Source organism: Roseibium algae, assembly GCF_037783265.1.
Taxonomy (GTDB): domain Bacteria; phylum Pseudomonadota; class Alphaproteobacteria; order Rhizobiales; family Stappiaceae; genus Roseibium; species Roseibium algae.
This window is the reverse complement of sequence record NZ_JBAKIA010000022.1, coordinates 1-25,118: the sequence shown is the minus strand read 5'-3', so window position 1 is coordinate 25,118 and position 25,118 is coordinate 1. Positions and strand designations below refer to the sequence as shown.

At 53.7% G+C, this 25,118-nt stretch carries 38 protein-coding genes; 2 read left to right on the top strand and 36 right to left on the bottom strand.

The window, feature by feature from the left end; translation table 11 throughout:
* Positions 1–157 precede the first annotated feature (157 nt).
* Together V6575_RS21240 and pncA are read left to right on the top strand one after the other, a co-directional pair.
* Positions 158–322, top strand: coding sequence for a hypothetical protein (locus V6575_RS21240; protein WP_340277279.1), 165 nt, complete (start codon positions 158–160; stop codon positions 320–322).
* Between the two features lie 138 nt (positions 323–460).
* The gene (gene pncA / locus V6575_RS21235) at positions 461–1,183 is read left to right on the top strand and encodes a bifunctional nicotinamidase/pyrazinamidase (protein ID WP_340277276.1); all 723 of its coding nucleotides are present in this window, start codon (positions 461–463) and stop codon (positions 1,181–1,183) included.
* A 126-nt stretch (positions 1,184–1,309) separates the two neighbouring features.
* Here the strand turns inward: pncA and V6575_RS21230 are convergent, their stop codons facing one another.
* From V6575_RS21230 to V6575_RS21055, 36 genes are all read right to left on the bottom strand, one after another.
* Positions 1,310–2,341 carry an RluA family pseudouridine synthase gene (locus tag V6575_RS21230; RefSeq protein WP_340277274.1) on the bottom strand — a complete coding sequence of 344 codons (1,032 nt, stop codon included), beginning with the start codon at positions 2,339–2,341 and terminating at the stop codon, positions 1,310–1,312.
* Between the two features lie 123 nt (positions 2,342–2,464).
* The gene (gene crcB / locus V6575_RS21225; RefSeq protein ID WP_340277272.1) at positions 2,465–2,848 is read right to left on the bottom strand and encodes a fluoride efflux transporter CrcB; all 384 of its coding nucleotides are present in this window, start codon (positions 2,846–2,848) and stop codon (positions 2,465–2,467) included.
* Between the two features lie 36 nt (positions 2,849–2,884).
* Complete coding sequence (locus tag V6575_RS21220; RefSeq protein WP_340277271.1) at positions 2,885–3,673, bottom strand: sterol desaturase family protein; 789 nt, start codon at positions 3,671–3,673, stop codon at positions 2,885–2,887.
* Positions 3,674–3,742: 69 nt separating this feature from the next.
* A complete protein-coding gene (locus V6575_RS21215; RefSeq protein ID WP_340277268.1) occupies positions 3,743–4,525 on the bottom strand; it encodes a sterol desaturase family protein in 783 nt (260 codons plus the stop codon).
* Positions 4,526–4,530: 5 nt separating this feature from the next.
* Positions 4,531–5,373 (bottom strand): sterol desaturase family protein, encoded by an 843-nt coding sequence (locus tag V6575_RS21210; RefSeq protein ID WP_340277266.1) that lies wholly within the window; start codon positions 5,371–5,373, stop codon positions 4,531–4,533.
* Positions 5,374–5,543: 170 nt separating this feature from the next.
* Complete coding sequence (locus V6575_RS21205; RefSeq protein WP_340277264.1) at positions 5,544–6,848, bottom strand: replication-associated recombination protein A; 1,305 nt, start codon at positions 6,846–6,848, stop codon at positions 5,544–5,546.
* A 17-nt stretch (positions 6,849–6,865) separates the two neighbouring features.
* Positions 6,866–8,320: a Do family serine endopeptidase gene (locus tag V6575_RS21200; RefSeq protein ID WP_340277262.1), complete on the bottom strand. Its 1,455-nt coding sequence runs from the start codon at positions 8,318–8,320 to the stop codon at positions 6,866–6,868.
* Between the two features lie 155 nt (positions 8,321–8,475).
* Complete coding sequence (locus V6575_RS21195; RefSeq protein WP_340277260.1) at positions 8,476–10,584, bottom strand: methyl-accepting chemotaxis protein; 2,109 nt, start codon at positions 10,582–10,584, stop codon at positions 8,476–8,478.
* A 265-nt stretch (positions 10,585–10,849) separates the two neighbouring features.
* Positions 10,850–11,275, bottom strand: a complete 426-nt coding sequence (gene rplQ / locus V6575_RS21190; RefSeq protein WP_340277258.1) for a 50S ribosomal protein L17 — start codon at positions 11,273–11,275, stop codon at positions 10,850–10,852.
* 78 nt (positions 11,276–11,353) lie between these two features.
* Positions 11,354–12,376 (bottom strand): DNA-directed RNA polymerase subunit alpha, encoded by a 1,023-nt coding sequence (locus V6575_RS21185; RefSeq protein WP_340277257.1) that lies wholly within the window; start codon positions 12,374–12,376, stop codon positions 11,354–11,356.
* 91 nt (positions 12,377–12,467) lie between these two features.
* Positions 12,468–12,857 carry a 30S ribosomal protein S11 gene (gene rpsK, locus V6575_RS21180; protein WP_340277255.1) on the bottom strand — a complete coding sequence of 130 codons (390 nt, stop codon included), beginning with the start codon at positions 12,855–12,857 and terminating at the stop codon, positions 12,468–12,470.
* Positions 12,858–12,925: 68 nt separating this feature from the next.
* Positions 12,926–13,294 carry a 30S ribosomal protein S13 gene (rpsM, locus tag V6575_RS21175; RefSeq protein ID WP_340277254.1) on the bottom strand — a complete coding sequence of 123 codons (369 nt, stop codon included), beginning with the start codon at positions 13,292–13,294 and terminating at the stop codon, positions 12,926–12,928.
* A gap of 198 nt (positions 13,295–13,492) precedes the next feature.
* Positions 13,493–14,089, bottom strand: a complete 597-nt coding sequence (locus V6575_RS21170) for an adenylate kinase (RefSeq protein ID WP_340277253.1) — start codon at positions 14,087–14,089, stop codon at positions 13,493–13,495.
* Positions 14,086–15,417 carry a preprotein translocase subunit SecY gene (secY, locus tag V6575_RS21165; protein WP_340277252.1) on the bottom strand — a complete coding sequence of 444 codons (1,332 nt, stop codon included), beginning with the start codon at positions 15,415–15,417 and terminating at the stop codon, positions 14,086–14,088. Before secY ends, V6575_RS21170 begins: the two co-directional genes overlap by 4 nt.
* 47 nt (positions 15,418–15,464) lie before the next feature.
* Entirely contained in the window at positions 15,465–15,935 is a 471-nt protein-coding gene (gene rplO, locus V6575_RS21160) for a 50S ribosomal protein L15 (RefSeq protein WP_340277251.1), read from the bottom strand.
* A 22-nt stretch (positions 15,936–15,957) separates the two neighbouring features.
* Positions 15,958–16,152 (bottom strand): 50S ribosomal protein L30, encoded by a 195-nt coding sequence (rpmD, locus tag V6575_RS21155; protein WP_340277250.1) that lies wholly within the window; start codon positions 16,150–16,152, stop codon positions 15,958–15,960.
* 42 nt (positions 16,153–16,194) lie between these two features.
* Positions 16,195–16,758 carry a 30S ribosomal protein S5 gene (rpsE, locus tag V6575_RS21150; protein ID WP_340277249.1) on the bottom strand — a complete coding sequence of 188 codons (564 nt, stop codon included), beginning with the start codon at positions 16,756–16,758 and terminating at the stop codon, positions 16,195–16,197.
* A 41-nt stretch (positions 16,759–16,799) separates the two neighbouring features.
* Positions 16,800–17,162, bottom strand: coding sequence for a 50S ribosomal protein L18 (rplR, locus tag V6575_RS21145; protein ID WP_340277248.1), 363 nt, complete (start codon positions 17,160–17,162; stop codon positions 16,800–16,802).
* A gap of 12 nt (positions 17,163–17,174) precedes the next feature.
* Positions 17,175–17,708, bottom strand: coding sequence for a 50S ribosomal protein L6 (gene rplF, locus V6575_RS21140; protein WP_340277246.1), 534 nt, complete (start codon positions 17,706–17,708; stop codon positions 17,175–17,177).
* Between the two features lie 44 nt (positions 17,709–17,752).
* The gene (gene rpsH, locus V6575_RS21135; RefSeq protein ID WP_340277245.1) at positions 17,753–18,151 is read right to left on the bottom strand and encodes a 30S ribosomal protein S8; all 399 of its coding nucleotides are present in this window, start codon (positions 18,149–18,151) and stop codon (positions 17,753–17,755) included.
* A 12-nt stretch (positions 18,152–18,163) separates the two neighbouring features.
* The gene (gene rpsN / locus V6575_RS21130) at positions 18,164–18,469 is read right to left on the bottom strand and encodes a 30S ribosomal protein S14 (RefSeq protein WP_340277244.1); all 306 of its coding nucleotides are present in this window, start codon (positions 18,467–18,469) and stop codon (positions 18,164–18,166) included.
* 32 nt (positions 18,470–18,501) lie between these two features.
* Entirely contained in the window at positions 18,502–19,059 is a 558-nt protein-coding gene (rplE, locus tag V6575_RS21125; RefSeq protein WP_340277243.1) for a 50S ribosomal protein L5, read from the bottom strand.
* A complete protein-coding gene (gene rplX / locus V6575_RS21120) occupies positions 19,052–19,369 on the bottom strand; it encodes a 50S ribosomal protein L24 (RefSeq protein ID WP_340277242.1) in 318 nt (105 codons plus the stop codon). The genes rplE and rplX overlap by 8 nt, the downstream gene beginning before the upstream one ends.
* Entirely contained in the window at positions 19,369–19,737 is a 369-nt protein-coding gene (gene rplN, locus V6575_RS21115; protein WP_340277241.1) for a 50S ribosomal protein L14, read from the bottom strand. Before rplN ends, rplX begins: the two co-directional genes overlap by 1 nt.
* A 67-nt stretch (positions 19,738–19,804) precedes the next feature.
* Positions 19,805–20,032 carry a 30S ribosomal protein S17 gene (rpsQ, locus tag V6575_RS21110; RefSeq protein WP_340277240.1) on the bottom strand — a complete coding sequence of 76 codons (228 nt, stop codon included), beginning with the start codon at positions 20,030–20,032 and terminating at the stop codon, positions 19,805–19,807.
* A gap of 10 nt (positions 20,033–20,042) precedes the next feature.
* Entirely contained in the window at positions 20,043–20,243 is a 201-nt protein-coding gene (gene rpmC / locus V6575_RS21105; RefSeq protein WP_340277239.1) for a 50S ribosomal protein L29, read from the bottom strand.
* Positions 20,244–20,264: 21 nt separating this feature from the next.
* A complete protein-coding gene (rplP, locus tag V6575_RS21100; RefSeq protein ID WP_340277237.1) occupies positions 20,265–20,678 on the bottom strand; it encodes a 50S ribosomal protein L16 in 414 nt (137 codons plus the stop codon).
* A gap of 44 nt (positions 20,679–20,722) precedes the next feature.
* On the bottom strand, positions 20,723–21,451 hold the full coding sequence (gene rpsC / locus V6575_RS21095; protein ID WP_340277235.1) for a 30S ribosomal protein S3: 729 nt from the start codon (positions 21,449–21,451) through the stop codon (positions 20,723–20,725).
* Positions 21,451–21,831 (bottom strand): 50S ribosomal protein L22, encoded by a 381-nt coding sequence (gene rplV / locus V6575_RS21090; protein WP_340277234.1) that lies wholly within the window; start codon positions 21,829–21,831, stop codon positions 21,451–21,453. Before rplV ends, rpsC begins: the two co-directional genes overlap by 1 nt.
* Positions 21,832–21,833: 2 nt before the next feature.
* On the bottom strand, positions 21,834–22,112 hold the full coding sequence (gene rpsS / locus V6575_RS21085) for a 30S ribosomal protein S19 (RefSeq protein ID WP_153768582.1): 279 nt from the start codon (positions 22,110–22,112) through the stop codon (positions 21,834–21,836).
* 12 nt (positions 22,113–22,124) lie between these two features.
* Entirely contained in the window at positions 22,125–22,958 is an 834-nt protein-coding gene (rplB, locus tag V6575_RS21080; protein WP_340277232.1) for a 50S ribosomal protein L2, read from the bottom strand.
* A 17-nt stretch (positions 22,959–22,975) separates the two neighbouring features.
* Positions 22,976–23,269 carry a 50S ribosomal protein L23 gene (locus V6575_RS21075; RefSeq protein ID WP_340277231.1) on the bottom strand — a complete coding sequence of 98 codons (294 nt, stop codon included), beginning with the start codon at positions 23,267–23,269 and terminating at the stop codon, positions 22,976–22,978.
* Positions 23,266–23,886: a 50S ribosomal protein L4 gene (gene rplD / locus V6575_RS21070; RefSeq protein WP_340277230.1), complete on the bottom strand. Its 621-nt coding sequence runs from the start codon at positions 23,884–23,886 to the stop codon at positions 23,266–23,268. The genes V6575_RS21075 and rplD overlap by 4 nt, the downstream gene beginning before the upstream one ends.
* The gene (rplC, locus tag V6575_RS21065; protein ID WP_340277229.1) at positions 23,886–24,596 is read right to left on the bottom strand and encodes a 50S ribosomal protein L3; all 711 of its coding nucleotides are present in this window, start codon (positions 24,594–24,596) and stop codon (positions 23,886–23,888) included. Before rplC ends, rplD begins: the two co-directional genes overlap by 1 nt.
* A 23-nt stretch (positions 24,597–24,619) precedes the next feature.
* Positions 24,620–24,928, bottom strand: coding sequence for a 30S ribosomal protein S10 (gene rpsJ / locus V6575_RS21060; RefSeq protein ID WP_006936455.1), 309 nt, complete (start codon positions 24,926–24,928; stop codon positions 24,620–24,622).
* A gap of 67 nt (positions 24,929–24,995) precedes the next feature.
* On the bottom strand, positions 24,996–25,118 hold a 123-nt coding region (locus V6575_RS21055; protein ID WP_479692206.1), incomplete at its 5' end, for an EF-Tu C-terminal domain-related protein.

The window sequence follows — 25,118 nt, the reverse complement described above, 5'->3', positions numbered from 1 at the left end:
TCAGGCCCGAACCGCATTGTAAGGAAGACTGCTTGAATAAGCGTGGCCAGTTGGCCGAACAGGCCATTGAATTGTAAGCCCGATCAACCTCGACTCTTACCTCTCCGTCCACTATTGGAACAGGCAGTCCTTCAAACGGCATGAACCGGAGCCTTCATTGACCAAAGTCATCTTGATCTTTCTGCTGGTCCTTGCCGTCATTCAAGTCATCAAGCCACTCGGCTGGCCGGGCCTGAAGAAACGCTCAGACGCCTGGAAACTTGCCATAGGTGGCCTTTTCCTCATTGTCTTCTCAGTGGGGCTGATCGCGCTTTTCGAGTAAAGAAGGTAAAAGCTCCAATTCGATCTCTTTTGCCTAAAGATTGACAGAAACCGCCCAAAAAACGCGCTTGAGCACCACGGCACAGTCTCCTAGCTTTATTGTTAGCATGCTAACGTTAAAACAAGTGAGGTGCTTTAAATGTTGATGTCCCGCAGATCGCTTCTCAAGACAATTGGCAGCGCTGCTGCCGTCTCATCCCTTGTCCCGTTGTCGAGCGCATTGGCATCTGGTGCAATCAAGCCGACCAAGAAATCGGTCTTGCTCGTGATTGATGTGCAGAACTGTTTTCTGCCCACCGGAACACTGCCAGTCAGTGATGGTGACCAGGTGATCCCGGTCATCAATGCGCTCAGCAAGAAATTCCAGAACGTCGTGATGACGCAGGACTGGCACCCCGCTGGTCACTCTTCCTTCGCCTCCAGCCACGATGGCAAGGCCCCGTTTGAGACCGTCGAAATGGACTACGGTACGCAGGTTCTGTGGCCGGATCATTGTATTCAGGGCACGAAAGACGCAGAGCTCGCCGCCGGGCTGGATATTCCTCATGCACAGCTGATCATCCGCAAGGGCTGGAACAGCGCTGTCGACAGCTACTCGGCCTTCCGCGAAGCCGACAAGAAAACCATGACGGGTCTAACAGGGTACTTTAGGGAGCGCGGAATTTCAGACGTCTACGTCTGCGGTCTGGCAACGGACTTCTGTGTTGCCTGGTCAGCCATCGACGCGACAATATCCGATTTCAATGTCTCCGCTATTGAAGACGCCTCTCGCGGTATCGACCTGAACGGCTCCGTAGCCAAGGCCTGGATCGACATGAAGAATGCTGGCATTGCACGCATTCAGTCGAGCGATTTTGCATGAGCATTGCAAACACATAAAAAGAAAGCAGGCCAATGGCCTGCTTTCGAAACGAAGTTCATACATCAGATCAAGCAATTGAATCATCGTGTCATGCGTTAATGACAAGAGACTCTGAATAAACGACAATCAGCGTTTGCGGGCAGTGTTGAGTTCCGCTTCATCCGGATCATCAGCTTCCGGATCATAATCAGACGCATTGAAACCCAGAAGGTTCCAGGTCTGCTGCATATGCGGCGGCAGAGGGGCGGAAACATCAATGATCCCGGTCCCTGATGGATGCGGGATGCGGATCCGGCGCGCCAGAAGATGCAGACGGTTCTGAATACCGCCAGGCAGCTCCCAGTTCTCAATGTTGAAATACTTGTCGTCGCCGATGATCGGATGCCCCAAATGAGCCGCATGAGCCCTGAGCTGATGGGTCCGGCCTGTGATTGGCTTCATGGTCACCCAGGACAGCTTCTGCGCAGATTGCTCAAACACCGAGTAGAGTGAAACCGCATGCTGCGCATCGTCTTGCCCGTGCTTGACAACGCGCATCCGTTCTTCTTCATCATCTCTTGCAAGATAGGTCGAGATACGTCCCTGCTTGGGCTTTGGAACGCCCGCCAGCATCGCCCAATAGACTTTCTGGGTGTTGCGATGGCGGAACGCCTTGGTCATCTCCTGTGCGGCTTTCCGGGTCTTTGCGACCAGAATGATCCCGGAGGTTTCGCGGTCAAGCCGGTGTACCAGACGGGGCTTGTCGCCCTTTTGGTCCGTGAAAGCATCCAGCATGCCGTCCAGATGACGCGTCAGGCCGGAGCCGCCCTGCACGGCAAGGCCAGCGGGCTTGTTCAGCACCATCACATGGCTGTCTTCGAACAGCATCATCTCTTCAATCGCCTGGCGATCATCTTCGATCAGCTTGGTCGACCTTGGGCGGGCATTGTTTTTATCATCCGCATGCACTTCAACGCCCATGGGCGGAATGCGGACAATCTGGCCAGTGGCGATCCGGGTCGAGCATTCAATCCGCTTACCATCCACCCGGACCTGCCCAGTCCGTACCAGCTTTTGCAGTCGGCCAAATCCAAGCCCTGGGAAATGGGCCTTGAACCAACGGTCAAGGCGCATGCCGGCTTCATCAGCGGTCACTTTTCTTTGTTCAATCGCGGCCATTTGGATCTCTTTGCGCACGTGTCTGACGCGCGTCTTTTTTTAAGGCCAGCCCAACGCCAGCGTAAACTTGCCCCGCGTATAGGCGCAAACGCACATTTTTGGAAGCCCTGCCCGCAGAACGGTTCAGGATGCCAGTTGGCGCATCACATAAAGACCGGCGAAGACAGCAGCCAGCGACAGACAGACAGACAGGCCAACATACAACACGGCAGCCCCGGTATCACCTCGCTCCCACATCACCGCCGTATCAAGCGAGAACGCGGAAAACGTCGTGAAGCCGCCCAAAATTCCCGTGGCTACAAAATACCGCACACTTTGCATACCCGCCACTTCATGCCGTGTCAGCCAGCCGATGAAAATTCCCATGACCAGCGAGCCAATGACATTGACCGCAAAGGTACCATAGGGAAATCCTGTACCGAACAGGCGCAAGGTCAAAATACCAACCAAATGCCGACCACCAGCGCCAAGGCCGCCGCCCAACATCACGAGAAGAAGGTGTTTCATAGCGTGTCCTGAAGTGAGATCCGCAGAATCTGATGTCTATTCGCCAGCCGCAGGTGCTTTGCTGTCCTCAGCTTCACCCATCTTTTCAAACACCTTCACCTGCTGATCGTATTTCGGATCAATTGTGCCGCAGACCCGATCCCAGAAAGAGAAGAAGTTCGCATAATTATAGCGAAAGCGGGAATGATGCTGATCATGAAAGGTCACACACACCATGGGAGATGGCAGACGTGACATCGGCGAAGCATAAAATTCAAAACCGGAATGACCAATCGTGCCGTTGAAGTGATCCCACAGCCGGTGAACGATCAGCACAACAGCCGGGATTGGCAGAACAAACACCGCCAGCAAGTAATAGCTCTGCATGACAAAAGCGTCGACCAGATCATCCGCATAGGTGCTCCAGACCGTCGGAGCAACAGCCCGATGATGCTCTGCATGGAACCGGTAAAACAACTTCGTGTGCATCAACCTGTGCCCCCAGTAAAACCAGGTATCATAGGCAACTATGGACACGACAAACATCAGGATCGCAGACCACCATGTCAGGGGAAGTGGCGCCACAAGCGTCCACCCCTTATAGGATGCGAACACACCACCAGCGATGCAGCCGGCCGTAACCGTCAGTGAAAACACACTCTGTCGGATTTCCTTCCACATCCGCTTTTCACCGCGGCGATTTGGCTGGATTCTGCGTTCCGGATGGCGGTTCTGGATTTGAACCAGCACCCAGCCGGTCGCGAAATAGAGGAACACATTGACGCCATAGGCCACTGCCCAGAACGGCAGAAATTCAAGCACGACCTCAATAAACTGCTGAAACATGTCTTACCTTGTCGCCAATTACCGAATTGGCATCTATCGCATTAAACCCATACGCCACCCGAAGAGGGTCTAGGCAGCGCTCTTATCGACCCTGGCCGCCTTGGTGTCCGGAACTTCGCCGGTCACCTCCATTTCCTCGACAAGCGCATCATAGTTTGGATGAACAGTGCCCATAGCACGATCCCAGAACGAGAAAAAGTTGCCATAGTTATAGTGGAACTGGGAATGATGCAGATCATGGAAGGTCGTGCAAATCAACGGAAAGGGCGCACGCGAGGACCGCGATGCAAAATACTCAAAGCCTGAATGCCCGATCATGCCTGAGATCTGATCAAATAACCGCAGAGCAAAAATCGATAACGCCGGAACCGGCAAGACAAACCAGGCGATGAAATAGAAGCCGTGTTCAATCAGGGTATCCACCGTGGTCGAGCTGTCATTGCTCCAGACGGTCGGGGCGACAGATTTGTGGTGCGGAACGTGGAACTTGTAAAACGCTGGCAAATGCAGGATCCGGTGCCCCCAGTAGAACCAGGCGTCAAACAGCACAAAGCACACCGCAAACATCAACGGGAATGACCACCAGGACAGCGGCAAGGGCGCGACCAGCGTCCAGCCCTGGGTTTGCGCAAAATAACCGGCAGACAGCAGAACAGACGACGTGGCCAAAGCGTGCATCGATGCACGAATTTCCGTCCACATACGCTTCGCACCGTCCCTATGCTTTTGAATTCGCCGATCCGGATGCCGGTTGTTGATCCATGTGACCGACAGACCGGTCGCAAAATAGACAAGGATCATGACCGCATAGATCACGGCGAAAACGATCAGATAGTCGACGATGAGCTGCATCTGGTTCAATCCTTGCCCGATGCCCCCGCAGCAGCTTTGCCGCCACTTCGTTGGGTGGCGTAAAGCTCTTCGAAACCCAGTACCTTGTCATCATAGGTCGGATGGATTGTGCCGCAGAACCGATCCCAGAAAGAAAAGTAGTTGGCGTAGTTATAGACGAAATGTTGGTGGTGCTGGTCGTGGTAGAGCGTGCACAGCAACGGCCAGGGACGTCGAGCCGTCGGACTGGCAAAATGCTCGAACCCGCAATGACCAAGCAGCGCAGTCACCTGATCAAAAATCCGGTGCGCAATAAAGACCACAGCAGGCATCGGAACGACAAAAAGCACCAAGGCATAATAGCTGTGGGCGAACAGAGTATCCACGGTGGAGCCTGCATCGTTCGACCAGACGGTCGGTGTGATGTTCAGATGATGCGGCTTGTGGAACTTGTAGAACGCCTTGGTGTGAAGGATCCTGTGCCCCCAATAGAACCAGGCATCATGCAAGACGAGGGACAGCCCGAAGAACAGCGGCGCCGACCACCATGAAAGCTCAAAAGGCGTTACGGTCCAGCCCCGATACTGGGCATAGAGACCAATGGCAAGGCACACGCTGGTCACCATCACCTGCACCATGGACGACTTGATGTCGTCCACCATCCGATGGTCGGCCTGCCGTTTCTGGATACGGCGCTCCGGATACCGCTTGTTCACCGCCATGGTGATCAAGCCGACAGTGAACAGGATCGCAAGGCTCCCCAGATAAAGAACCGCAATCAGAAAAGTAAATTCCAAAAAACCGTTCAGAAAACTGTTTTCGACCAGAACCATCAGCAGGACGACCTCACGAGATACATAAAGAACCAACAGGCAGGACCAGATCTCACGCCTGCTGGAGTTTGTTTGGCAAACTCAAACATAGTTGCAGTGCAATGAAAAGCTTACGGAGAAAAATAGTCAGCTTTTAAGCTGCGTCATGAAAGCTGACGAAACTTTTAGCTCCAGGCACCTACGGCCAAAGGCTCTATTGTTTCAGATTATCCGCGTTCCCTGCGTAAGCGGGACCAATACTCCAGCCGCTTGCGAAGCTCGCGTTCGAACCCGCGCTCTGGCGGATCATAAAAGGTCTGGCGTCCCATGTCTTCAGGAAAATAGTCCTGCCCGGAAAAGCCGTCCGGCGCATCATGATCGTATTGATAGCCGTCGCCATAGCCCTCGTTCTTCATCAGCTTGGTCGGAGCGTTGAGGATATGCTTGGGCGGCAGCAGGGACCCATTCGCCTTGGCACTGCGCACAGCGGCCTTATAGGCCACATAAACCCCATTCGATTTCGGCGCACTGGCCAGATAGACCACAGACTGAGCAAGTGCGAGCTCACCTTCCGGAGAACCAAGCATCTGATAGGCGTCGCGCGCAGCATTGGCCTGCACCAAAGCATTGGGATCAGCCAGACCAATATCCTCGACAGCCATGCGGATCAGTCGCCGAGCCAGATAGAGCGGATCCTCCCCGCCATCCAGCATCCGGCAAAACCAATAGAGCGCAGCATCAGGGTCAGAGCCCCTAACAGATTTGTGCAGGGCAGAGATCAAATTGTAGTGGCCGTCTTGCCCCTTGTCATAGATCGGGGCGCGTCGCTGTACGATCTGCTGCAGGCGCTCTGCGTCAAACACCTCGCCATCGCCAGCAGCACGCCAAACATCTTCCAACAAGGTCAGTGCGGACCGGCCATCCCCGTCCGCCATCCGCAACAAGACGCCCTTGGCCTCTTCATCCAGCGGCAGCGGCTTGTCTTCCAGGGCTTCCGCTCGGTTGAGGAGTTTACGCAGGGCTTCCTGGTGTAACGAATGAAATGTCATCACATGGGAACGCGACAACAGAGCGGCGTTGAGTTCAAAAGACGGATTTTCTGTCGTCGCCCCCACAAGCGTAATGGTTCCATCTTCCATGACAGGCAGGAAGCTGTCCTGCTGCGCCCGGTTAAAGCGATGGATCTCATCAACAAACAAAAGCGTCGACTTGCCCGACAGTCTCCGGACACGGGCAATCTCGAACACCTTCTTCAGCTCGGCAACGCCTGAAAAGATCGCCGAGATTTGTTCAAAGGCCAGGTCCGTTTCATTTGCCAGCAGACGTGCAATTGTGGTTTTGCCTGTGCCCGGTGGGCCCCAGAAGATCAGAGACCCGAGCGTTCGGGTCTTGAGCATCCGCGCAAGAGAACCCTCTGGCCCAAGGAGATGCTCCTGGCCAACAACATCTTCCAGTCTTTCAGGCCGCATCCGATCAGCCAATGGCCGGGGACCGGATGCGGCAAGCCCTGAGGCCTCAAACAAATCACTCATGACAGCTTTATAAGCGTTTAGCTGCGCAGCTCGATACGGGAAACTTTCCCATCCCGCTCAATCTCCATCCGCCACACCCTGGGTGGGATCTTTGTGACGCCTTCCAGCATCCTCGTAGACGTGATTTTATCGCCATTGATCGAACGCACAATATCGCCGACCTTCATACCGACCCGCGCAGCTGTGCTCCCCCGAGCAATCGCCCCAATGGCTACGCCCTCGAAGGTTCCCTCAAGCCTAAGCTCTTCAGCAACCGCTGGAGACAGATTCATGATCGTCGCCCCTTCAAAAGGCGAATACTCGGTCAAGACACGACTGTCCCGATCCGTTGTTTCCGGTGCAGGCGCCAGGGAAATATCGATCAACCTTTGCTCACCGCCACGAAGGATCGTGAAACGCGCACTCTCTCCAAGTTTCTTGGTCGCAAAGCGATAGCCAAAACTGTCAGGATCCAGCACTTCCTTGCCATCAATGGCCACAACAAGATCGCTGACCTTCAAACCGGCATCTTCAGCAGGTGAACCGGGGAAAATATTTGTCACGATCACGCCGCGCGGACGATCAAGCGACAGGGCTTCCGCAATTTCTGCATTCACCAGCTGAACAGTTGCGCCAAGCCAGGGACGCTGAATCTTACCACCTTGACCGGAAGCCGTCGCCACGAATTCCGCCATATGTGCCGGGATGGCAAACCCTATGCCGTTGGATCCGCCAGAACGCGAGAAAATCGCAGTATTCACACCAACCAGATTACCGTTCATATCCACGAGTGCGCCGCCGGAGTTCCCCGGATTAATTGCGGCATCTGTTTGGATGAAAAACTGGTAATCCGTCACGCCAACTTGTGTACGCGCAAGCGCTGAAACAATGCCCTGGGTGACAGTTTGGCCAACACCGAATGGATTACCAATTGCCAGAACGATATCGCCTACCTCAAGACTGTCAGGTTCTGCGAAGGGCACAAAATCAAACGGGCCATCGCCCTTTATCTTCAGTACGGCAAGATCGGTCCGCTCATCCTTCAAAATGATCTCGGCATCATACTCACGTCGGTCGCTCAACGCCACGCGGACTTCATCCGCATCCTTGATGACATGATGGTTTGTGATCACTGTGCCGTCTTTGGAAATGATCACCCCTGAACCAAGCGATGATTGCACGCGCTGCTTCGGCTTGGTGTCTCCCTGCCCAGGGTTTCCAAAAAAGCGGCGGAAAAATGGATCATCGAAAAACGGCGATCTTCGCTGCTGCTGCTCAACCTTTCGGCTGGCATAGACGTTCACCACTGCCGGCGCCACATCCTTGACGATAGGCGCGAAGGAAAGCTTCACTTCCCCTGCAGATCTGGGAACAAGACGCAGCTCGGCAGCCGAATTGTCCTGAGCGTGCAAAGACCCAGCCGAAACCGTAACGAGCGCAATCAAGAATGCCGATACAAACCCAAACCCGGGTCTGGCCAATTTCAATCCCATGTCTCTTCCTCTTTCAAAGGCCGAATCCGACCGAACGACCAGATCGATACATGGCAGATAGGGAGAGACTGAGGCAATGCAAACAAAGAAGCAGGCAAGAATCAAAACGGCCGCAGGGATGTCCCTGCGGCCGCATAAATCAGCTACCGTCTGAATTACGCAGAGCGGACCTGAGCAAGAAAGCTCTTCACTTCCGCGTCGAGATGGTTCGTCTGCTCAGTCAAATCTTCTGCAGATGCCACAAATGCGTTCGCCGCATCACTCGTTTGTTCAGTAATGCTGCTGACGTCCGTAATGTCTTCCGACACTTTAGATGTTCCGACGGCTGCGCGTTGCGTATTTTCAGCAATACCGCGTGTTGCGAAGCTTTGCTCAGTCACCGCAGCAGACACATTCGTCACAGATTCGGTGATCTCGCCAATTGTGTCCTGAATATCCCCGATCGCGGCAACAGCATCATCCGTTGCCTGACGAATAGCATCAATCTGGAGCTGAATTTCGCCAGTCGCCTTGCCTGTCTGAGAAGCAAGTTCCTTGACTTCAGAAGCAACGACCGCAAAGCCGCGCCCTGCATCACCTGCCCGTGCAGCCTCAATAGTCGCATTTAGGGCCAATAGATTAGTCTGGTCCGCAATGTCACTGATCAGGGTAATAACCTCACCAATACGGTTCGCTGCCTCGGCAAGAGAGCGCACTGTGCTGTTGGTTGAAGCGGCTCTTTCTGTTGCCGTCTGCGCAACAGCTGAAGAGCGTTCAATCAGGCCGGAAATCTCCTCAATTGAACTAGACAACTGATCAGAGGCAGAAGCAATCGATTGCACCTCTGCCATGGCCTCAGCAGAGACCTCAGCTGCCCGCACCGACTTCTCGCCAGAGCTAACAGTCATTTGGCGCATATCATCGGCCGACCCCTTCAAGCCCGCTGCTGAACGCGCCACATGATCGACAACCTTACCAACAGAAGCCTCAAATTCACTGGCAAGACCAGCCAGCATATTTTGACGCTGCTCAGCCTGCGATTTGGCCATCTCGGCATCTGCTTCTGTCCGCAGTCTCTGGTCTTCCAACGAATTCTCACGGATACGAAGAACTGCCCGGCCGATATCACCAATTTCATCACCGCGTTCAGCAGCTTTGATCTCGGTGGTCACATTTCCATCAGCAATGGATTCCAATCCAGAAACCAACGCAATCAAAGGACGGGTAATCGAACGAGAGAAAAACAGAGCAATGATCGCTGCAATACCAACCGTAATGAGCGTTGTGACGATCATGGAGTCGCGCATTTCCGTCACGCTCGCCATCGCTTCCGCAATCGAACGCTCTGTGACAATTGCCCAGGTAGATCCGTCAAAATTCAATGGTGAGGCAACCGTAATCCGATCAATCCCATCAGCACCTTTGACGATACCGGAAGCTGTGCTGCCACCAAGGGCCGCGCGCACAACATCAGATGAAGCCTCAGTCACCAACGCAGTTGGTTCGGCCGATAATGGCTGATTGGTAATCAGTCTTGAATTGTCGTCCACCAGGTAGACTTGGCCAGTGTCACCAAGACCATCACGACTATTCGTTACGGCCTCTAGATAATCCGTGCCAATACGGTAGACGATGACCCCGGCAAGTTCCTCGCCAGAAAAAGTTGTAATATACGCAGGCGCTGCCACAAACATGGACGCTACACCACCAGCCGGTTCATAGGCTTCAAAATCAGAATGAAACCGTGTCCCCTTCTCCGCAGTGATGGCTTCAGCAAAAACCTTCCCTAACCCTGTGTCCTTCAAAGGCCCATCTATAACGGACCCCAGAAAATCACGTGATTTGGTCACGCTATAAATCACCAGACCATCTTTGTTGATGGCGTAAATGTCATCGTATTCATTGTTTTTCCAGGAAGAGGAAAAGCTATTGTGAACCTCAGTATGCCGCCAAGCATACATTGTCTTGTTATCTGCGCCAGTCAGCTCGGCTCTTGCGGAGGAATTAGAGCCAGCCGGCTGGAAATACTCAGTCAACGCTGGGCGATCATTCTCCAGGCTAGACAAGGCCGTATTCATGTCCGTGAATGCAAGAGTTGCCGCAGCACCCGATGCACTGGTCGTGAGATCGCCCGCCAAACTGTCCAAACGCATGTCCAGCAGCGCTTGGCGAGCCTTACCAACCATAGCCAATTCGCCATTAGAGGCCTTTTCCAGGCCCGACCGTGCATTGACGTAACCACCAACGCCTACAGCCATACAAGCTGCAAATGTCACGCCGATCATTAAAGCCGGGACTACCACTGACAACTTCAGAATACGATTCTTCGTTTTAGAAGGAGTTTTAACATCAGAAATCATTATGCCCCCCTTAGAGCATCAGCAAAAAACTGACTGTGAGTCTTACCTAGGGATGTTAAAAATCCGATAATTGAATATGTAAACAACGATAAACTTCGCTTAAAAACAGTAACTTACGTAGGGACCAACTTCATTTAGGCATAAAAAAAGGCGGGCAAAGCCCGCCTCTTAAAATAGCATTGAAAGCAGTTTACGCAGCGTCTTCAGACGCCTGCTCAGCTTCGTGGCGAGCACGATCAGCTGCCCCGCGTGCTGTAACATCACGGTCAACGAGTTCAATCACTGCCAGCGGCGCATTGTCGCCATAACGGTAACCAGCTTTTAGAACACGGCTATATCCGCCACTGCGTTCCTTGTAACGCTCACCGAGCGTATCAAAAAGCTTACGAACCATAGCAACGTCGCGAATCTGCGAAATTGCCTGACGACGTGCATGCAGATCGCCGCGTTTGCCAAGCGTGATCAGCTTGTCAATGATTGGCTGCATTTCTTTGGCCTTCGGCAAAGTCGTCACGATCTGTTCGTGATTGATCAGCGAAGCTGCCATGTTAGCGAACATAGCCTTACGATGGCTAGAAGTCCGGTTGAGCTTGCGGCCGGAATTACCGTGGCGCATGGCCCTCTCCTTCTATTTTCAGATATACAACGCCTTTGCGTCGTTATCCGGTTGAGTGTGAAGAGACGGGAACGTCTCTTAATACTGATGGTCTTCGTAACGCTTCGCGAGATCTTCGATGTTCTCAGGCGGCCAATTGGCAACCTCCATACCGAGGTGCAGACCCATCTGGGCAAGAACTTCCTTGATTTCGTTCAACGATTTGCGGCCGAAGTTCGGCGTGCGCAGCATTTCCGCTTCGGACTTCTGTATCAGATCGCCAATATATACAATATTGTCGTTCTTGAGACAGTTTGCCGAACGGACAGACAGTTCCAGCTCGTCAACCTTCTTGAGAAGGGCCGGGTTGAACGCGAGTTCCGGGACAGTATCCTCGGCGACTTCGCGCTGTGGCTCTTCAAAGTTCACGAAGATAGACAGCTGATCCTGAAGGATGCGCGCAGCGAATGCGACTGCGTCATCCGGCTTCACCGAACCGTCGGTTTCAACGGTCAGTGTGAGCTTGTCATAATCAAGAACCTGACCCTCGCGGGTGTTCTCCACCTTGTAAGAAACCTTCTTAACAGGTGAATACAGGCTATCGACCGGGATCAAGCCAATTGGTGCATCTTCCGGACGGTTGCGATCAGAAGCCGCATAGCCCTTGCCGATGTTGACAGTGAATTCCATACGGATTTCAGCGCCTTCGTCGAGCGTGCAAAGAACCAGTTCAGGGTTCAATACTTCGACATCGCCGACAGTCTGGATGTCACCGGCAGTTACGCTACCTGGACCCTGTTTGCGCACGACCATCCGCTTAGGACCTTCGCCATCCATACGGATCGCGATTTCCTTGATGTTCAAGACGATGTCAGTGACATCCTCCCGAACACCTGGGATGGATGAGAATTCATGCAGAACGCCATCGATCTGAACCGCAGTCACCGCCGCACCCTGAAGGGACGACAAAAGAATGCGGCGTAGAGCATTGCCGAGTGTCAAGCCATAACCGCGCTCAAGCGGTTCCGCAACAACCGTTGCAAGGAAACGCGGATCATCGCCCGGCTTCACTTCCAGCTTGGTTGGCTTGATCAGTTCCTGCCAGTTTTTTTGAATGGTCACGTTTTTGCCCCTTCGGCTTTCCCGCCTGGGTTCGCAAGAACCCTAAGCTATGCCTTGCCATTGGAGAAACAGATACCTAAGACGATATGTCTTAGACGCGGCGGCGCTTGCGCGGACGGCAACCGTTATGCGGGATCTTGGTCACGTCGCGGATCGATGTGATCAGGAAACCAGCAGCCTGAAGCGCACGAAGAGCAGATTCACGTCCTGAACCAGGACCGCGAACTTCAACTTCAAGAGTCCGCATACCATGTTCGGAGGCCTTCTTGGCAGCATCTTCAGCAGCAACCTGCGCCGCATAAGGCGTAGACTTACGTGATCCCTTAAAACCAAGCGTTCCGGCAGACGACCAAGAGATGGTGTTGCCCTGTGCATCGGTGATGGTGATCATCGTGTTGTTAAACGTGGAATTCACATGTGCAACGCCCGAAGAAATATTCTTGCGCTCACGGCGACGCACGCGCGTCGTTTCCTTAGCCATTCTTTAGTCCTTAGTTTGATATCGCCACTGCCGTAACACCGGCAGCTCCACCCGCAATCGCGGAAAAATTACTTCTTCTTGCCTGCGATGGCTTTTGCAGGACCCTTACGGGTACGTGCATTCGTATGTGTACGCTGACCGCGAACAGGAAGGCCACGACGATGACGCAGGCCGCGGTAGCAGCCAAGGTCCATCAGACGCTTGATGTTCATTGCGGTGTCACGACGCAGATCGCCTTCAACCATATAGTCACTGTCGATAGCTTCGCGGATCGCCAGAACCTGAGCATCCGAAAGCTGATTCACACGAGTTTCAGCCGGAATACCGCACTTTTCGACAATCTCCTGCGCGAATTTCGCGCCGATGCCGTGAATATACTGAAGCGCAATTACAGCGCGCTTGTTCGTTGGGATGTTAACGCCAGCAATACGTGCCACGTGTCTCTCCATCTTATGCAGTCTTTAGACCGCGTTAATTATTATTCCCCGCGTCCGGTGGAGCCCGGCCCATGCGAAGCACTCATTATGCCAACAGCGCTAAAGTCACCCAAAACACCAAGCACACAACGTGCCGGTTCCATCATAAATGGAATCGGCACGAAATTCATTGAAGCTAGAGCGCGTCCTTTAACGGCTCTAAACCTTTTCGTCAAGTTTAGAAAGAATTGCTTCTATCGCAGAAGAAACTTCAACGATTGATTGCATTCCATCCACGACTGTCAAAAGACCTGTTTTTTCGTAATATGGAATGACCACGGCCGTATCGTTGTTATAAGCCTGAAGCCGATCCTTGAATACCTCAGGATCGTCATCCTTTCGAACTGGTTGACCTGCAGCCTTGGCTTCTTCAGCACGATTAATGATACGGCTAACCAGCTTGGACTGGTCCACACGTAATTCAATCACAGCATCAAGAGCAAGACCACTGTCGGACAGCATCTGAGACAGAGCATCAGCTTGGGCAAGCGTGCGCGGAAAACCATCGAGAATAAACCCGTTCTTGGCGTCCGGCTCTGCAATCCGATCTCGAATGATACCGACAACAATATCATCAGAAACCAAACCGCCAGCTTCCATAACTTCTTTAGCCTTCAACCCAACCGGGGTTTTGGCTGCAACTGCTGCACGGAGCATATCACCTGTCGCCAGCTGCGGAATGTTATGCTCGGCAACAAGCTTGTTTGCCTGCGTCCCCTTCCCCGCACCTGGCGGTCCGACCAGAATCAGTCTCATCTACGCTTCCCCCTGAGCTTTGCTTTTTTCACCAGACCTTCATACTGGTGAGCGAGCAAATGGCCCTGGATCTGGGAAACCGTATCCATGGTGACACTAACTACGATCAACAGTGATGTCCCCCCGAAGTAGAATGGAACGCCCGTCGCCGAAATTAGGAATTCGGGTAATAGACAGACAAGCGTAATGTAGATAGCGCCCGCAACAGTGATCCGAGTCAGCACATAATCAATGTACTGGGCCGTACGTTCACCAGGCCGGATTCCCGGAAGGAAGCCGCCATGCTTTTTAAGGTTATCTGCCGTATCCGTCGGATTGAAAACAATCGCGGTATAGAAGAAGCAGAAGAACACAATCATCGAAGCATAGAAGAGCATATACAGCGGCTGACCGTGGCCAAGCAGAGCTGTAATGGTGGTGACCCACTCATTCGTACCATTGGATGAGAATCCAGCAATGGTTGCCGGAACCAGCAGCAAAGATGATGCAAAGATTGGAGGAATAACGCCAGCCGTATTCAACTTCAAAGGCAGGAACGAGGTATTGCCCTCGAACATACGATTGCCCTGTTGCCGCTTTGGATACTGGATCAAAAGACGACGCTGAGCACGTTCCATGAACACTATCACGCCAATAACAACGACAGCTAGTATGATCACAAGCAGGATAATCCAGGTCGCCAAAGCACCTTGACGGCCAAGCTCAAGCGTGGAAACCACAGCTGTCGGAAGGCCTGCTACAATCCCTGCGAAAATGATCAAGGAAATACCGTTGCCGATACCGCGCGAAGTAATCTGTTCACCAAGCCACATCAGGAACATGGTGCCACCGACAAGCGTCAAAACAGTTGACGCGCGGAAGAACCAACCCGGATCGGATACGACATTGGTCGCACCTTCAAGACCAACAGCGATGCCATAGGCCTGGAATGCAGCAAGAACCACTGTTCCGTAGCGGGTGTATTGGTTGATGACTTTACGGCCCTGCTCACCATCCTTCTTCATCTGCTCGAGCGACGGCACGACCGTCGTCATCAACTGCATGATGATGGAAGCTGAGATGTACGGCATAATCCCCAGTGCGAAGATGGCCATACGCTGGACCGCTCCGCCGGAGAACATATTGAACATGCCAATAATGCCGGATTGCGCCTGGTTAAAGGCCAAAGCAAACGCGTCAGGATTGATACCCGGCAGCGGAATGTATGTCCCCAGACGATAGACCAAAAGCGCCCCTAGCGTGAACCAGATGCGCTTTTTGAGTTCATCAGCCTTTGAAAAAGCTGAGAAATTTAAATTTGAGGCCAGTTGTTCGGCGGCGGATGCCATGCCCTACTCCGGTCAGTCTATTACCGACAAATGGGAAAAGCCCAGGCCTATTCGGCCTGAGCTCCCAGAACGACAACCTTGCCGCCAACTTTCTCTACCGCTGCTTTTGCGGCCTTAGAGGCACCAGCGACTTCGAATGTGACTGCAGATTTCAATTCACCATCACTAAGAAGGCGAACCCCATCCCTGATACGCTTCACGATACCAGCAGCTTTAAGTGTTTCCACTGTAACAGCCACTTTTGGATCGAGTTTGCCAGCTTCAATGGCTTCCTGAACACGGGCCAAGGAAACAATATTCAAATCCTTGGCAAAAATGTTCGTGAAACCACGCTTAGGCAGACGACGATGGAGCGGCATCTGCCCGCCCTCAAAGCCCTTGATAGCGACGCCAGAGCGGGACTTCTGCCCCTTGACGCCACGACCGCCGGTCTTGCCCTTGCCGGAACCGATGCCGCGACCAACGCGGGTACGGCTCGGAGTAGAACCGGGATTGTCCCTGAGTTCGTTGAGCTTCATGTTATATCTCCTGATCCCGTTATTACGCGTCTTCTACAACGCGAACGAGATGCTGGACCTTGTTGATCATGCCACGCACCTGAGGAGTGTCCTTCAGTGTGGAGCGGCGGTGCATCTTGTTCAGACCCAAACCGATGAGCGTAGCGCGCTGATCCTGAGGACGGCGTAGCGGGCTACCAGTTTGTTCGACCGTAACGGTCTTGTCGGTGTTCGCCATGGAACTAACCCTTATTCAACTTGGGAGCCGGAGCTACCGAGATCAAGCCTCGGCAGCAGCCGGAGCCGCATCTTCGTTATCACGACGGCGCGACTGCAGCACCGAGACCTTAAGTCCACGGCGTGCCGCGACCGAACGCGGGCTGTCTTCCTTGGTCAGTGCATCAAACGTTGCACGGACCATGTTGTAAGGGTTCGATGAGCCAAGTGACTTGGCAACAACGTCCTGAACACCAAGGGTCTCAAACACTGCACGCATCGGACCACCAGCGATGATACCTGTACCAGCCGGAGCTGCACGAAGGATCACCTTACCGGAACCGTGACGGCCTTCCACATCGTGGTGGAGCGTCCGACCTTCACGGAGAGGCACACGAATCATTGTGCGCTTAGCCGCTTCAGTCGCCTTACGGATAGCCTCGGGCACTTCACGTGCTTTACCGTGGCCAAAGCCGACACGACCCTTTTGATCACCGACCACGACCAGCGCAGCGAAGCCGAAACGACGGCCACCCTTGACCACCTTTGCGACACGGTTGATGTGCACGAGCTTGTCGACGAATTCGCTGTCTCGCTCGTCGCGATCGCGATTATCCTGTCTCGCCATTTTATAAGTCTTCCGTTCTTAAGAGCGCCAACGGGCGCTGGTCAGAATTCAAGTCCACCTTCGCGGGCTGCATCAGCAAGCGCTTTAACACGCCCATGATACTGATACCCACCTCGGTCGAACACGACCTGCTTGACGCCAGCGGCCACTGCACGCTCTGCGACAAGCTTGCCAACTGCAGCAGCTGCTGCGGTGTCGGCGCCCGTCTTGAGGGAGCCCTTCAGATCGGTTTCGATCGTCGAGGCAGAAACTAATGTGTTTCCCATTCCGTCATCGATGATCTGAGCATAGATCTGCTTCGATGAGCGAAAAATAGAAAGGCGCGGACGTCCGTTCGCCACCTTCTTGAGAGAACGACGCACGCGATCGCGGCGGCGTTCGAAAGCAATTTTGCTGTTCGCCATGATCCAGGTCCGTTACTTCTTCTTGCCTTCTTTGCGGACGATAAACTCGTCAGCATAACGAACACCTTTACCCTTATAGGGCTCAGGCGGGCGGAAATCGCGGATTTCAGCCGCGACCTGACCGACGGATTGTTTGTCGATCCCGGAGATAAGAATCTCCGTAGGCTTAGGGCACTTGATCTCGATTCCTTCCGGAATCGAATAGATAACGTCGTGCGAGAAACCCAGCGCCAGCTGAAGATTCTTGCCCTGAATCTGGGCACGATAACCAACACCCGTGATGTCGAGCTTCTTTTGGAAGCCGTCGCTCACACCAGTGATGATATTCTGCACCATAGTCCGGCTCATGCCCCACATGGAGCGAGCCGTCTTAGTGGTGCCGCGCGGATCCACTTGGATACCGCCATCCGTCATCTCGGCCAGAACGTAGTCGTTAAGTACGAAAGAGAGTTCACCCTTCGGACCTTTGACTGCAACCGTCTGACCGTTGATCGTTGCCGTTACCCCGCTTGGCACGGGGACTGGCTTTTTGCCAATACGAGACATCTGACCAACCTTGTCACTGTTTTAAAGGTAAGACTGAAACCGCATCAGAAGACGCGGCACAGAACCTCACCGCCTACATTTTCATCACGCGCTTGATGATCACTCATGACGCCACGCGGTGTCGACAAAATCGACACGCCCAGGCCATTGGACACATGCGGGATATTTTTTACCGACGAGTAAACCCGACGGCCCGGCTTTGACACCCGTTCAATGGTCCGGATAACCGGTTCGCCATCGAAATATTTCAGTTCAACTTCGAGCTCGGAACGTCCGGTCTCGAATTCAACCATGGTGTACCCACGGATGTACCCTTCCTTGGCGAGCACATCAAGTACATGTGCGCGCAATTTGGAATTTGGTGAACTGACTTTGCTCTTACGACGCATCTGCGCATTGCGGATACGTGTGAGCAAATCCCCCAACGGATCAGTAATTGCCATGGGAGTTTCTCCTTACCAGCTCGACTTGACCAGGCCTGGGATTTTACCCAGAGAGCCCAGTTCACGAAGCGCAATACGTGACATCTTCAGCTTGCGGTAATATGCGCGCGGCCGACCTGTGATTTCGCAACGGTTACGAACACGGTTAGGCGCGGAATTCCGCGGTAACTTAGCAAGCTTAAGACGTGCGTTAAACTGATCCTCAGGGGACAGGCTGCTATCTTTAGCCATCGCCTTGAGGGCAGCGCGCTTCTCAGCGTACTTCTCAACAAGCACCTTACGACGCTTGTTTTTTTCGACTGCGCTTTTCTTCGCCATCGTAGTTCCTCGTTCCTTTCCCGTATCTCGGCTTATTTACCGAACGGGAAGTTGAACGCGCGCAGCAGTTCACGCGCTTCGTCATCGTTGTCAGCAGTTGTACAGACGATCACGTCCATACCCCAAATCTGGTCGACCTTATCATATTCGATTTCCGGGAACACGATATGTTCTTTAATACCCAGAGCATAGTTGCCCCGGCCATCAAAGCTTTTCGGGTTCAATCCCCGGAAATCGCGTACGCGTGGTAGCGCAACGGTGATCAGGCGATCAAGAAATTCGAACATCTGCTGGCGACGAAGTGTGACCTTTGTCCCCAACGGCATTTCTTCACGAACCTTAAAGGTCGCGATAGACTTCTTTGCCTTGGTGATAACCGGTTTCTGACCAGCGATCAGGGCAAGATCGTCCGCAGCAATACGTGCCTTCTTGGAATCAGCAACAGCTTCGCCAACACCAATGTTCAGAACGATTTTGTCGAGGCCAGGAATCTGCATGTGATTCTTGTACCCGAACTTTTCCTGCATAGTCTTACGCACTACTTCTTCGTAGTGTGTTTTCATCCGTGGCACAATGATTGTGTCAGCCATCGATCAGGTCTCCCGAACGCTTGGCCACACGGACCTTTTTGCCGTCTTCCTGGACCTTGAAACCAACCCGTGTCGCTTTGCCATCCTTAGGATCTGCAATCGCGATGTTGGAAAGATGGATCGGCGCTTCTTTAGCGATGATACCAGCTTCCTGAGTCTGGGTCTGCTTCTGATGACGACGAACCAGGTTCACGCCACGGACCAAAGCTTTGTTGTCAGACACGAGTATCTGAAGCACTTCACCGGTCTTGCCCTTGTCACGGCCGGTGAGCACGGCGACTGTGTCGCCCTTTTTAATTTTCGCAGCCATCAGAGCACCTCCGGCGCGAGAGATATGATTTTCATATGGTTCTTTGCACGGAGTTCGCGCGGTACCGGACCAAAGATACGGGTACCGACTGGCTCCTTGTTATTGTTGATCAGGACCGCCGCATTACCGTCGAACCGGATCACACTGCCGTCGGCGCGGCGAATATCTTTCGCCGTACGCACAACGACAGCCTTCATCACGTCGCCCTTTTTAACGCGACCCCGCGGAATAGCTTCCTTGACGCTGACGACAATGATGTCACCAACAGAAGCATATTTACGCTTGGAGCCGCCGAGCACTTTGATGCACATGACACGACGGGCGCCGGAATTATCCGCCACGTCGAGGTTTGTTTGCATCTGAATCATGACTGGCTGCCTTATTCTTTGTCTGGCGCACCTGCCACGGGCGCCTGATGCTCAACCAGGAGCGTGGTCAGATGACCACGGTCCAACGTTTGTTCTTTGAAATCGGAGAACACTCTTCAATCTGAATAGAGTCGCCAACCTGAAACTTATTTGCTTCATCATGCGCCCGATACTTCTTCGACCGGCGCACGGTCTTCTTCAACAGCGGGTGAGTGAAGCGACGCTCCACCTTAACCGTCACCGTCTTGTCGTTTGTATTGCTGACAACGGTGCCCTGCAAAATGCGCTTTGGCATGGGAGTCTCCTTAAGCGCTTGCCGACACGCGCTTTTCGCGCATGATCGTTTGGATACGAGCGATATCACGGCGAATTTGCCGAACACGCCCAGTGTTTTCGAGCTGACCAGTTGCTCTCTGAAAGCGCAAGTTGAACTGCTCTTTCTTGAGGCCTTCGAGTTCCGTGCGGAGCTCGTCGGTGGTCTTTGCTCTTACGTCAGTAGCCTTCATGGCTTCTTTCTCCTCGACCGCCTATTCGCCAATTCGTTGAATGAACCGGCATTTGATAGGCAGCTTGGCAGCCGCCAGACGCATAGCTTCACGCGCTACGTCTTCCGACACGCCGTCGATTTCGAACATGATCCGGCCTGGCTTGACGCGGCAAGCCCAGTAATCCGGAGCACCCTTACCCTTACCCATCCGGACTTCAGCCGGCTTGGAGGATACTGGGAGATCCGGGAAAATACGGATCCAAACACGACCGGCACGTTTCATGTGACGGGTCATGGCACGACGGGCAGCTTCAATCTGACGAGCGGTTACCCGCTCAGGCTCTACAGCCTTCAGACCATAGGCGCCGAAGTTGAGGTCAGTCCCCCCCTTCGACAAACCGTGGATGCGGCCCTTGTGCTGCTTGCGGAACTTAGTTCGCTTCGGTTGCAGCATCGTTCTCTCTCGTCCTTCGTGTTACGCGAGCAGCAGGCATCCGATTAGGATGCGCGCTCACGGCCCCGATCCCGGCGTCCACCGCGATCACCCTGGTTACTGTCCGAGCCAGACGTCGCACGGCGTTCTGACGCCATCGGGTCGTGCTCGAGGATTTCACCCTTGAAGATCCAAACCTTCACGCCGCAAACACCATAGGCGGTATGAGCGGATGCGACACCATAGTCGATGTCAGCACGTAGGGTGTGCAGTGGTACGCGACCTTCGCGGTACCATTCGATACGAGCGATTTCAGCTCCACCGAGACGGCCACCGCAATTGATCCGGATGCCCTGTGCGCCAAGACGCATTGCCGACTGAACGGAACGCTTCATGGCACGACGGAAAGCAACACGACGTTCCAGCTGTTGAGCGATCGAAGCGGCAACAAGTGTCGCGTCGATTTCCGGCTTGCGCACTTCAACTATGTTGAGATGAACTTCCGAATTCGTGATTTCGCTGATCTTCTTGCGAAGACGCTCGATGTCAGCACCCTTTTTGCCGATGACCACACCCGGACGACCGGAATGGATTGAAACACGGCACTTACGGTGCGGACGCTCGATGACGACCTTAGAAACAGCTGCCTGCTTCAATTCCTTCAAAAGGAATTCCCGGATACGAAAATCTTCATGAAGAAGATCGCCATATTCACCTTTGTTGGCGAACCAACGTGAATCCCAGGTGCGGTTGATCCCGAGGCGCATGCCGATCGGGTTTACTTTATGACCCATCAGGCAGTCTCCTCTTTTTCACGTACAACGATGGTCAGGTTCGAGAATGGCTTCTCGATCCGGCCAACACGGCCACGTGCACGAGGCTGGAACCGTTTGATGACAAAAGCTTTGCCAACGTGCGCTTCGGCAACCACAAGGTTGTCGATATCCAGTTCGTGGTTGTTTTCCGCATTTGCAATCGCAGACATCAAAGTTTTCTTGACGTCCTGAGCGATGCGCTTGCGAGAGAATGTCAGGTCTGCAATCGCAGAACCAACTTTCTTGCCGCGGATAGCAGCCGCAACGAGATTCAGCTTGCGCGGAGAAACGCGCAGCATGCGGGTCATTGCCCGGGCCTCATTGTCAGCGAGCGTCCGCTCACCCTTCGGCTTGCCCATGGTTACTTCCTCTTCGCCTTTTTGTCGGCGCCATGTCCGTAGTAGGTCCGGCTTGGTGAAAACTCACCAAACTTGTGACCAATCATTTCTTCCGAAACCGACACCGGGACATGCTTCTGTCCGTTGTAGACACCAAAAGTAAGACCAACGAACTGCGGCAGGATGGTCGAGCGGCGGCTCCAGGTCTTGATGACCTCGTTGCGCCCGCTCTCACGAACCTTGTCAGCCTTTTTCAGCAGATACCCGTCGACAAACGGACCTTTCCAGATCGAACGTGCCACGATCCTTGTCCTTTATTTCTTGCGCGCGTGGCGGCTGCGGACGATATACTTATCAGTCTGCTTGTTGCTCCGCGTGCGCTTGCCTTTGGTCGGCTTGCCCCAAGGGGTAACCGGATGACGACCACCGGATGTCCGGCCTTCACCACCGCCGTGCGGGTGATCAACCGGGTTCATGGCGACGCCGCGAGTATGCGGGGTCCGGCCGAGCCAACGAGAACGGCCTGCCTTGCCCAGATTAATGTTGCCGTGGTCCGGGTTTGAAACCGCACCTATAGACGCCATGCAGGTGCCCAGAACGCGGCGCTGTTCGCCCGAAGTCAGACGCAGGGTCGTGTAACCCTGATCACGACCAACAACCTGAACAAATGCCCCAGCGGAACGAGCAACCTGCGCACCCTTGCCTGGCTTAAGTTCAATGTTGTGAACGATAGTTCCAACCGGAATGGCTGAAAGTGGCATCGCATTGCCTGGCTTAACATCAACTGCTGCACCAGCAATCACTGTGTCACCAACAGCCAGACGCTGAGGCGCCAGGATGTAGCTCAGTTCACCGTCTTCATAACGGATCAACGCAATAAACGCGGTCCGGTTAGGATCGTATTCGAGCCGCTCGACCTTAGCAGGGATATCGAACTTGCGACGTTTGAAGTCAACAAGACGATAAGACCGCTTATGACCGCCACCGCGGTTCGGTGCTGTCAAACGACCGGTGTTGTTACGACCACCAGACTTGGAAAGGCCTTCAGTCAAAGTCTTGACTGGCTTGCCCTTCCAAAGATCTCTGCGATCTACCTGGACCAGCTGACGCCGTCCTGGCGATGTCGGGTTGAATGTCTTAAGTGCCATTTAACTGTCCTCGCCGCTTAGAGCCCGGTGGTCACGTCAATTGCGTGACCTTCCGCGAGCGTGATGACGGCTTTCTTGACGTCAGACTGGCGACCAATACGACCCTTGAAGCGCTTCACCTTGCCCTTGCGAACCAAGGTGTTCACTGCAGTGACCTTCACGCCGAAGAGCGCTTCGATAGCTGCCTTGATTTCAGGCTTCGTTGCATCGTTGGCCACATTGAAAACAACCTTGTTGTCTTCAGAAGCCATGGTCGCCTTCTCGGTGATCACCGGACCGACGATCTTGTCATAGTGAGGAAGATTGCTCATTTGAAGCGCTCCTCTAGTGCGGACACTGCTGCTTTCGTCAACACCAAGGTATGAGCTCGCATAATGTCGTACACGTTAATCCCCTGGATCGGCAGCACATCCACATTCGGAATGTTGCGAGCAGCCAGAGAGAAGTTCATGTCAAGCTCGGAGCCGTCGATGATCAGAGCGCTAGCCAGACCCAGATTTGCAAACTGAGCCTTAAGCGCCTTGGTCTTGGATTCGGCAGCTTTCGCATCTTCGACAACCACAATGCTGTCTGACTTCGCCTTGGCGGAGAGGACATGCTTGAGGCCTAGGACACGAACCTTTTTTGGCAATTCATGGGCATGGTCGCGAACGACCGGCCCGAATGCTTTACCACCGCCGCGAAACTGCGGGGCTTTACGGTTACCGTGACGTGCACCGCCCGAACCCTTCTGGCGAACGAATTTCTTCGTCGTACCAGAAACTTCCGAACGTGCTAGCACTTTGTGAGTGCCAGCCTGGCGCTTGGCAAGCTGCCAACGCACCACACGGTGGATCAAATCAGTGCGTGGATCGAGACCAAAGATCTCGTCCGACACCGTGATCGAACCGGCCGACCCACCTTCGAGGGTTTTGACCTGGAGTTCCATCACTCGCTCTCCTTCCCGGCGGCTACAGCAGCTTCAGGAGCACGAAATGCACCTGGTACCGGAACACCTTCCGGAAGCGCCTTCTTGATCGAGTCGCGAATCTGGATCCAACCGCCTTTAGCGCCTGGAACAGAACCTTCGACCATGATCACGCCGCGTTCAACATCAGTGCGCACAACCTTGAGGTTCTGCGTGGTCACGCGGACATCGCCCATGTGACCGGCCATCTTTTTGCCCTTGAACACGCGTCCAGGATCCTGACACTGACCCGTAGCACCGTGCGAACGGTGGGAGACCGAGTTACCATGAGATGCACGACCACCACCGAAGTTGTGACGCTTCATCGCACCGGCAAAACCCTTACCGATCGAATTGCCGGTAACGTCAACAAACTGACCTTCAACATAATGATCAGCGGTGATTTCCGCGCCAATGTCGATCAGGTTCTCAGACGAAACGCGAAACTCAACGAGCTTGCGCTTCGGCTCCACCTTGGCAACCGCGAAATGTCCGCGAAGTGCCTTAACCGTGTTCTTGACCTTAGCCAGACCAGCGCCAACTTGAAGCGCAGTATAGCCATTTTTTTCTTCAGTCCGGTGGGCAACCACCTGGCAGTTTTCCAACCGCAGGACTGTAACTGGTACATGCTCACCCGCATCATTGTAGATGCGCGTCATGCCCATTTTCTGAGCGATCACACCAGAACGCATAAACGTGTTCCCTTCGATCCGCTTTAAAGCTTGATCTCGACGTCAACACCAGCTGCTAGGTCGAGCTTCATAAGAGCATCAACCGTCTGGGGCGTCGGATCAACGATATCGAGCAAACGTTTGTGAGTACGCATCTCGAACTGATCGCGGCTTTTCTTATCGATATGCGGTCCGCGAAGTACTGTGTACTTCTCGATCCGCGTCGGCAGCGGTACGGGTCCCCGTACCTGTGCTCCAGTCCGCTTTGCCGTATTCACGATTTCCTTTGTGGAAGCATCGAGAATGCGGTGGTCAAATGCCTTAAGGCGGATCCGGATATTCTGACCGTTCATTTCAGAGTTCCCGTTCAGACAGGCGGGCCTGCCATTTGTTAAAAGAAACAGCAGGCCTTGCCGTCAATTACTCGACGATGGAAGCGACGACACCGGCGCCGACGGTACGACCGCCTTCGCGAATAGCGAAGCGCAGGCCTTCTTCCATGGCGATTGGTACGATCAATTCAACGACGACCGACACATTGTC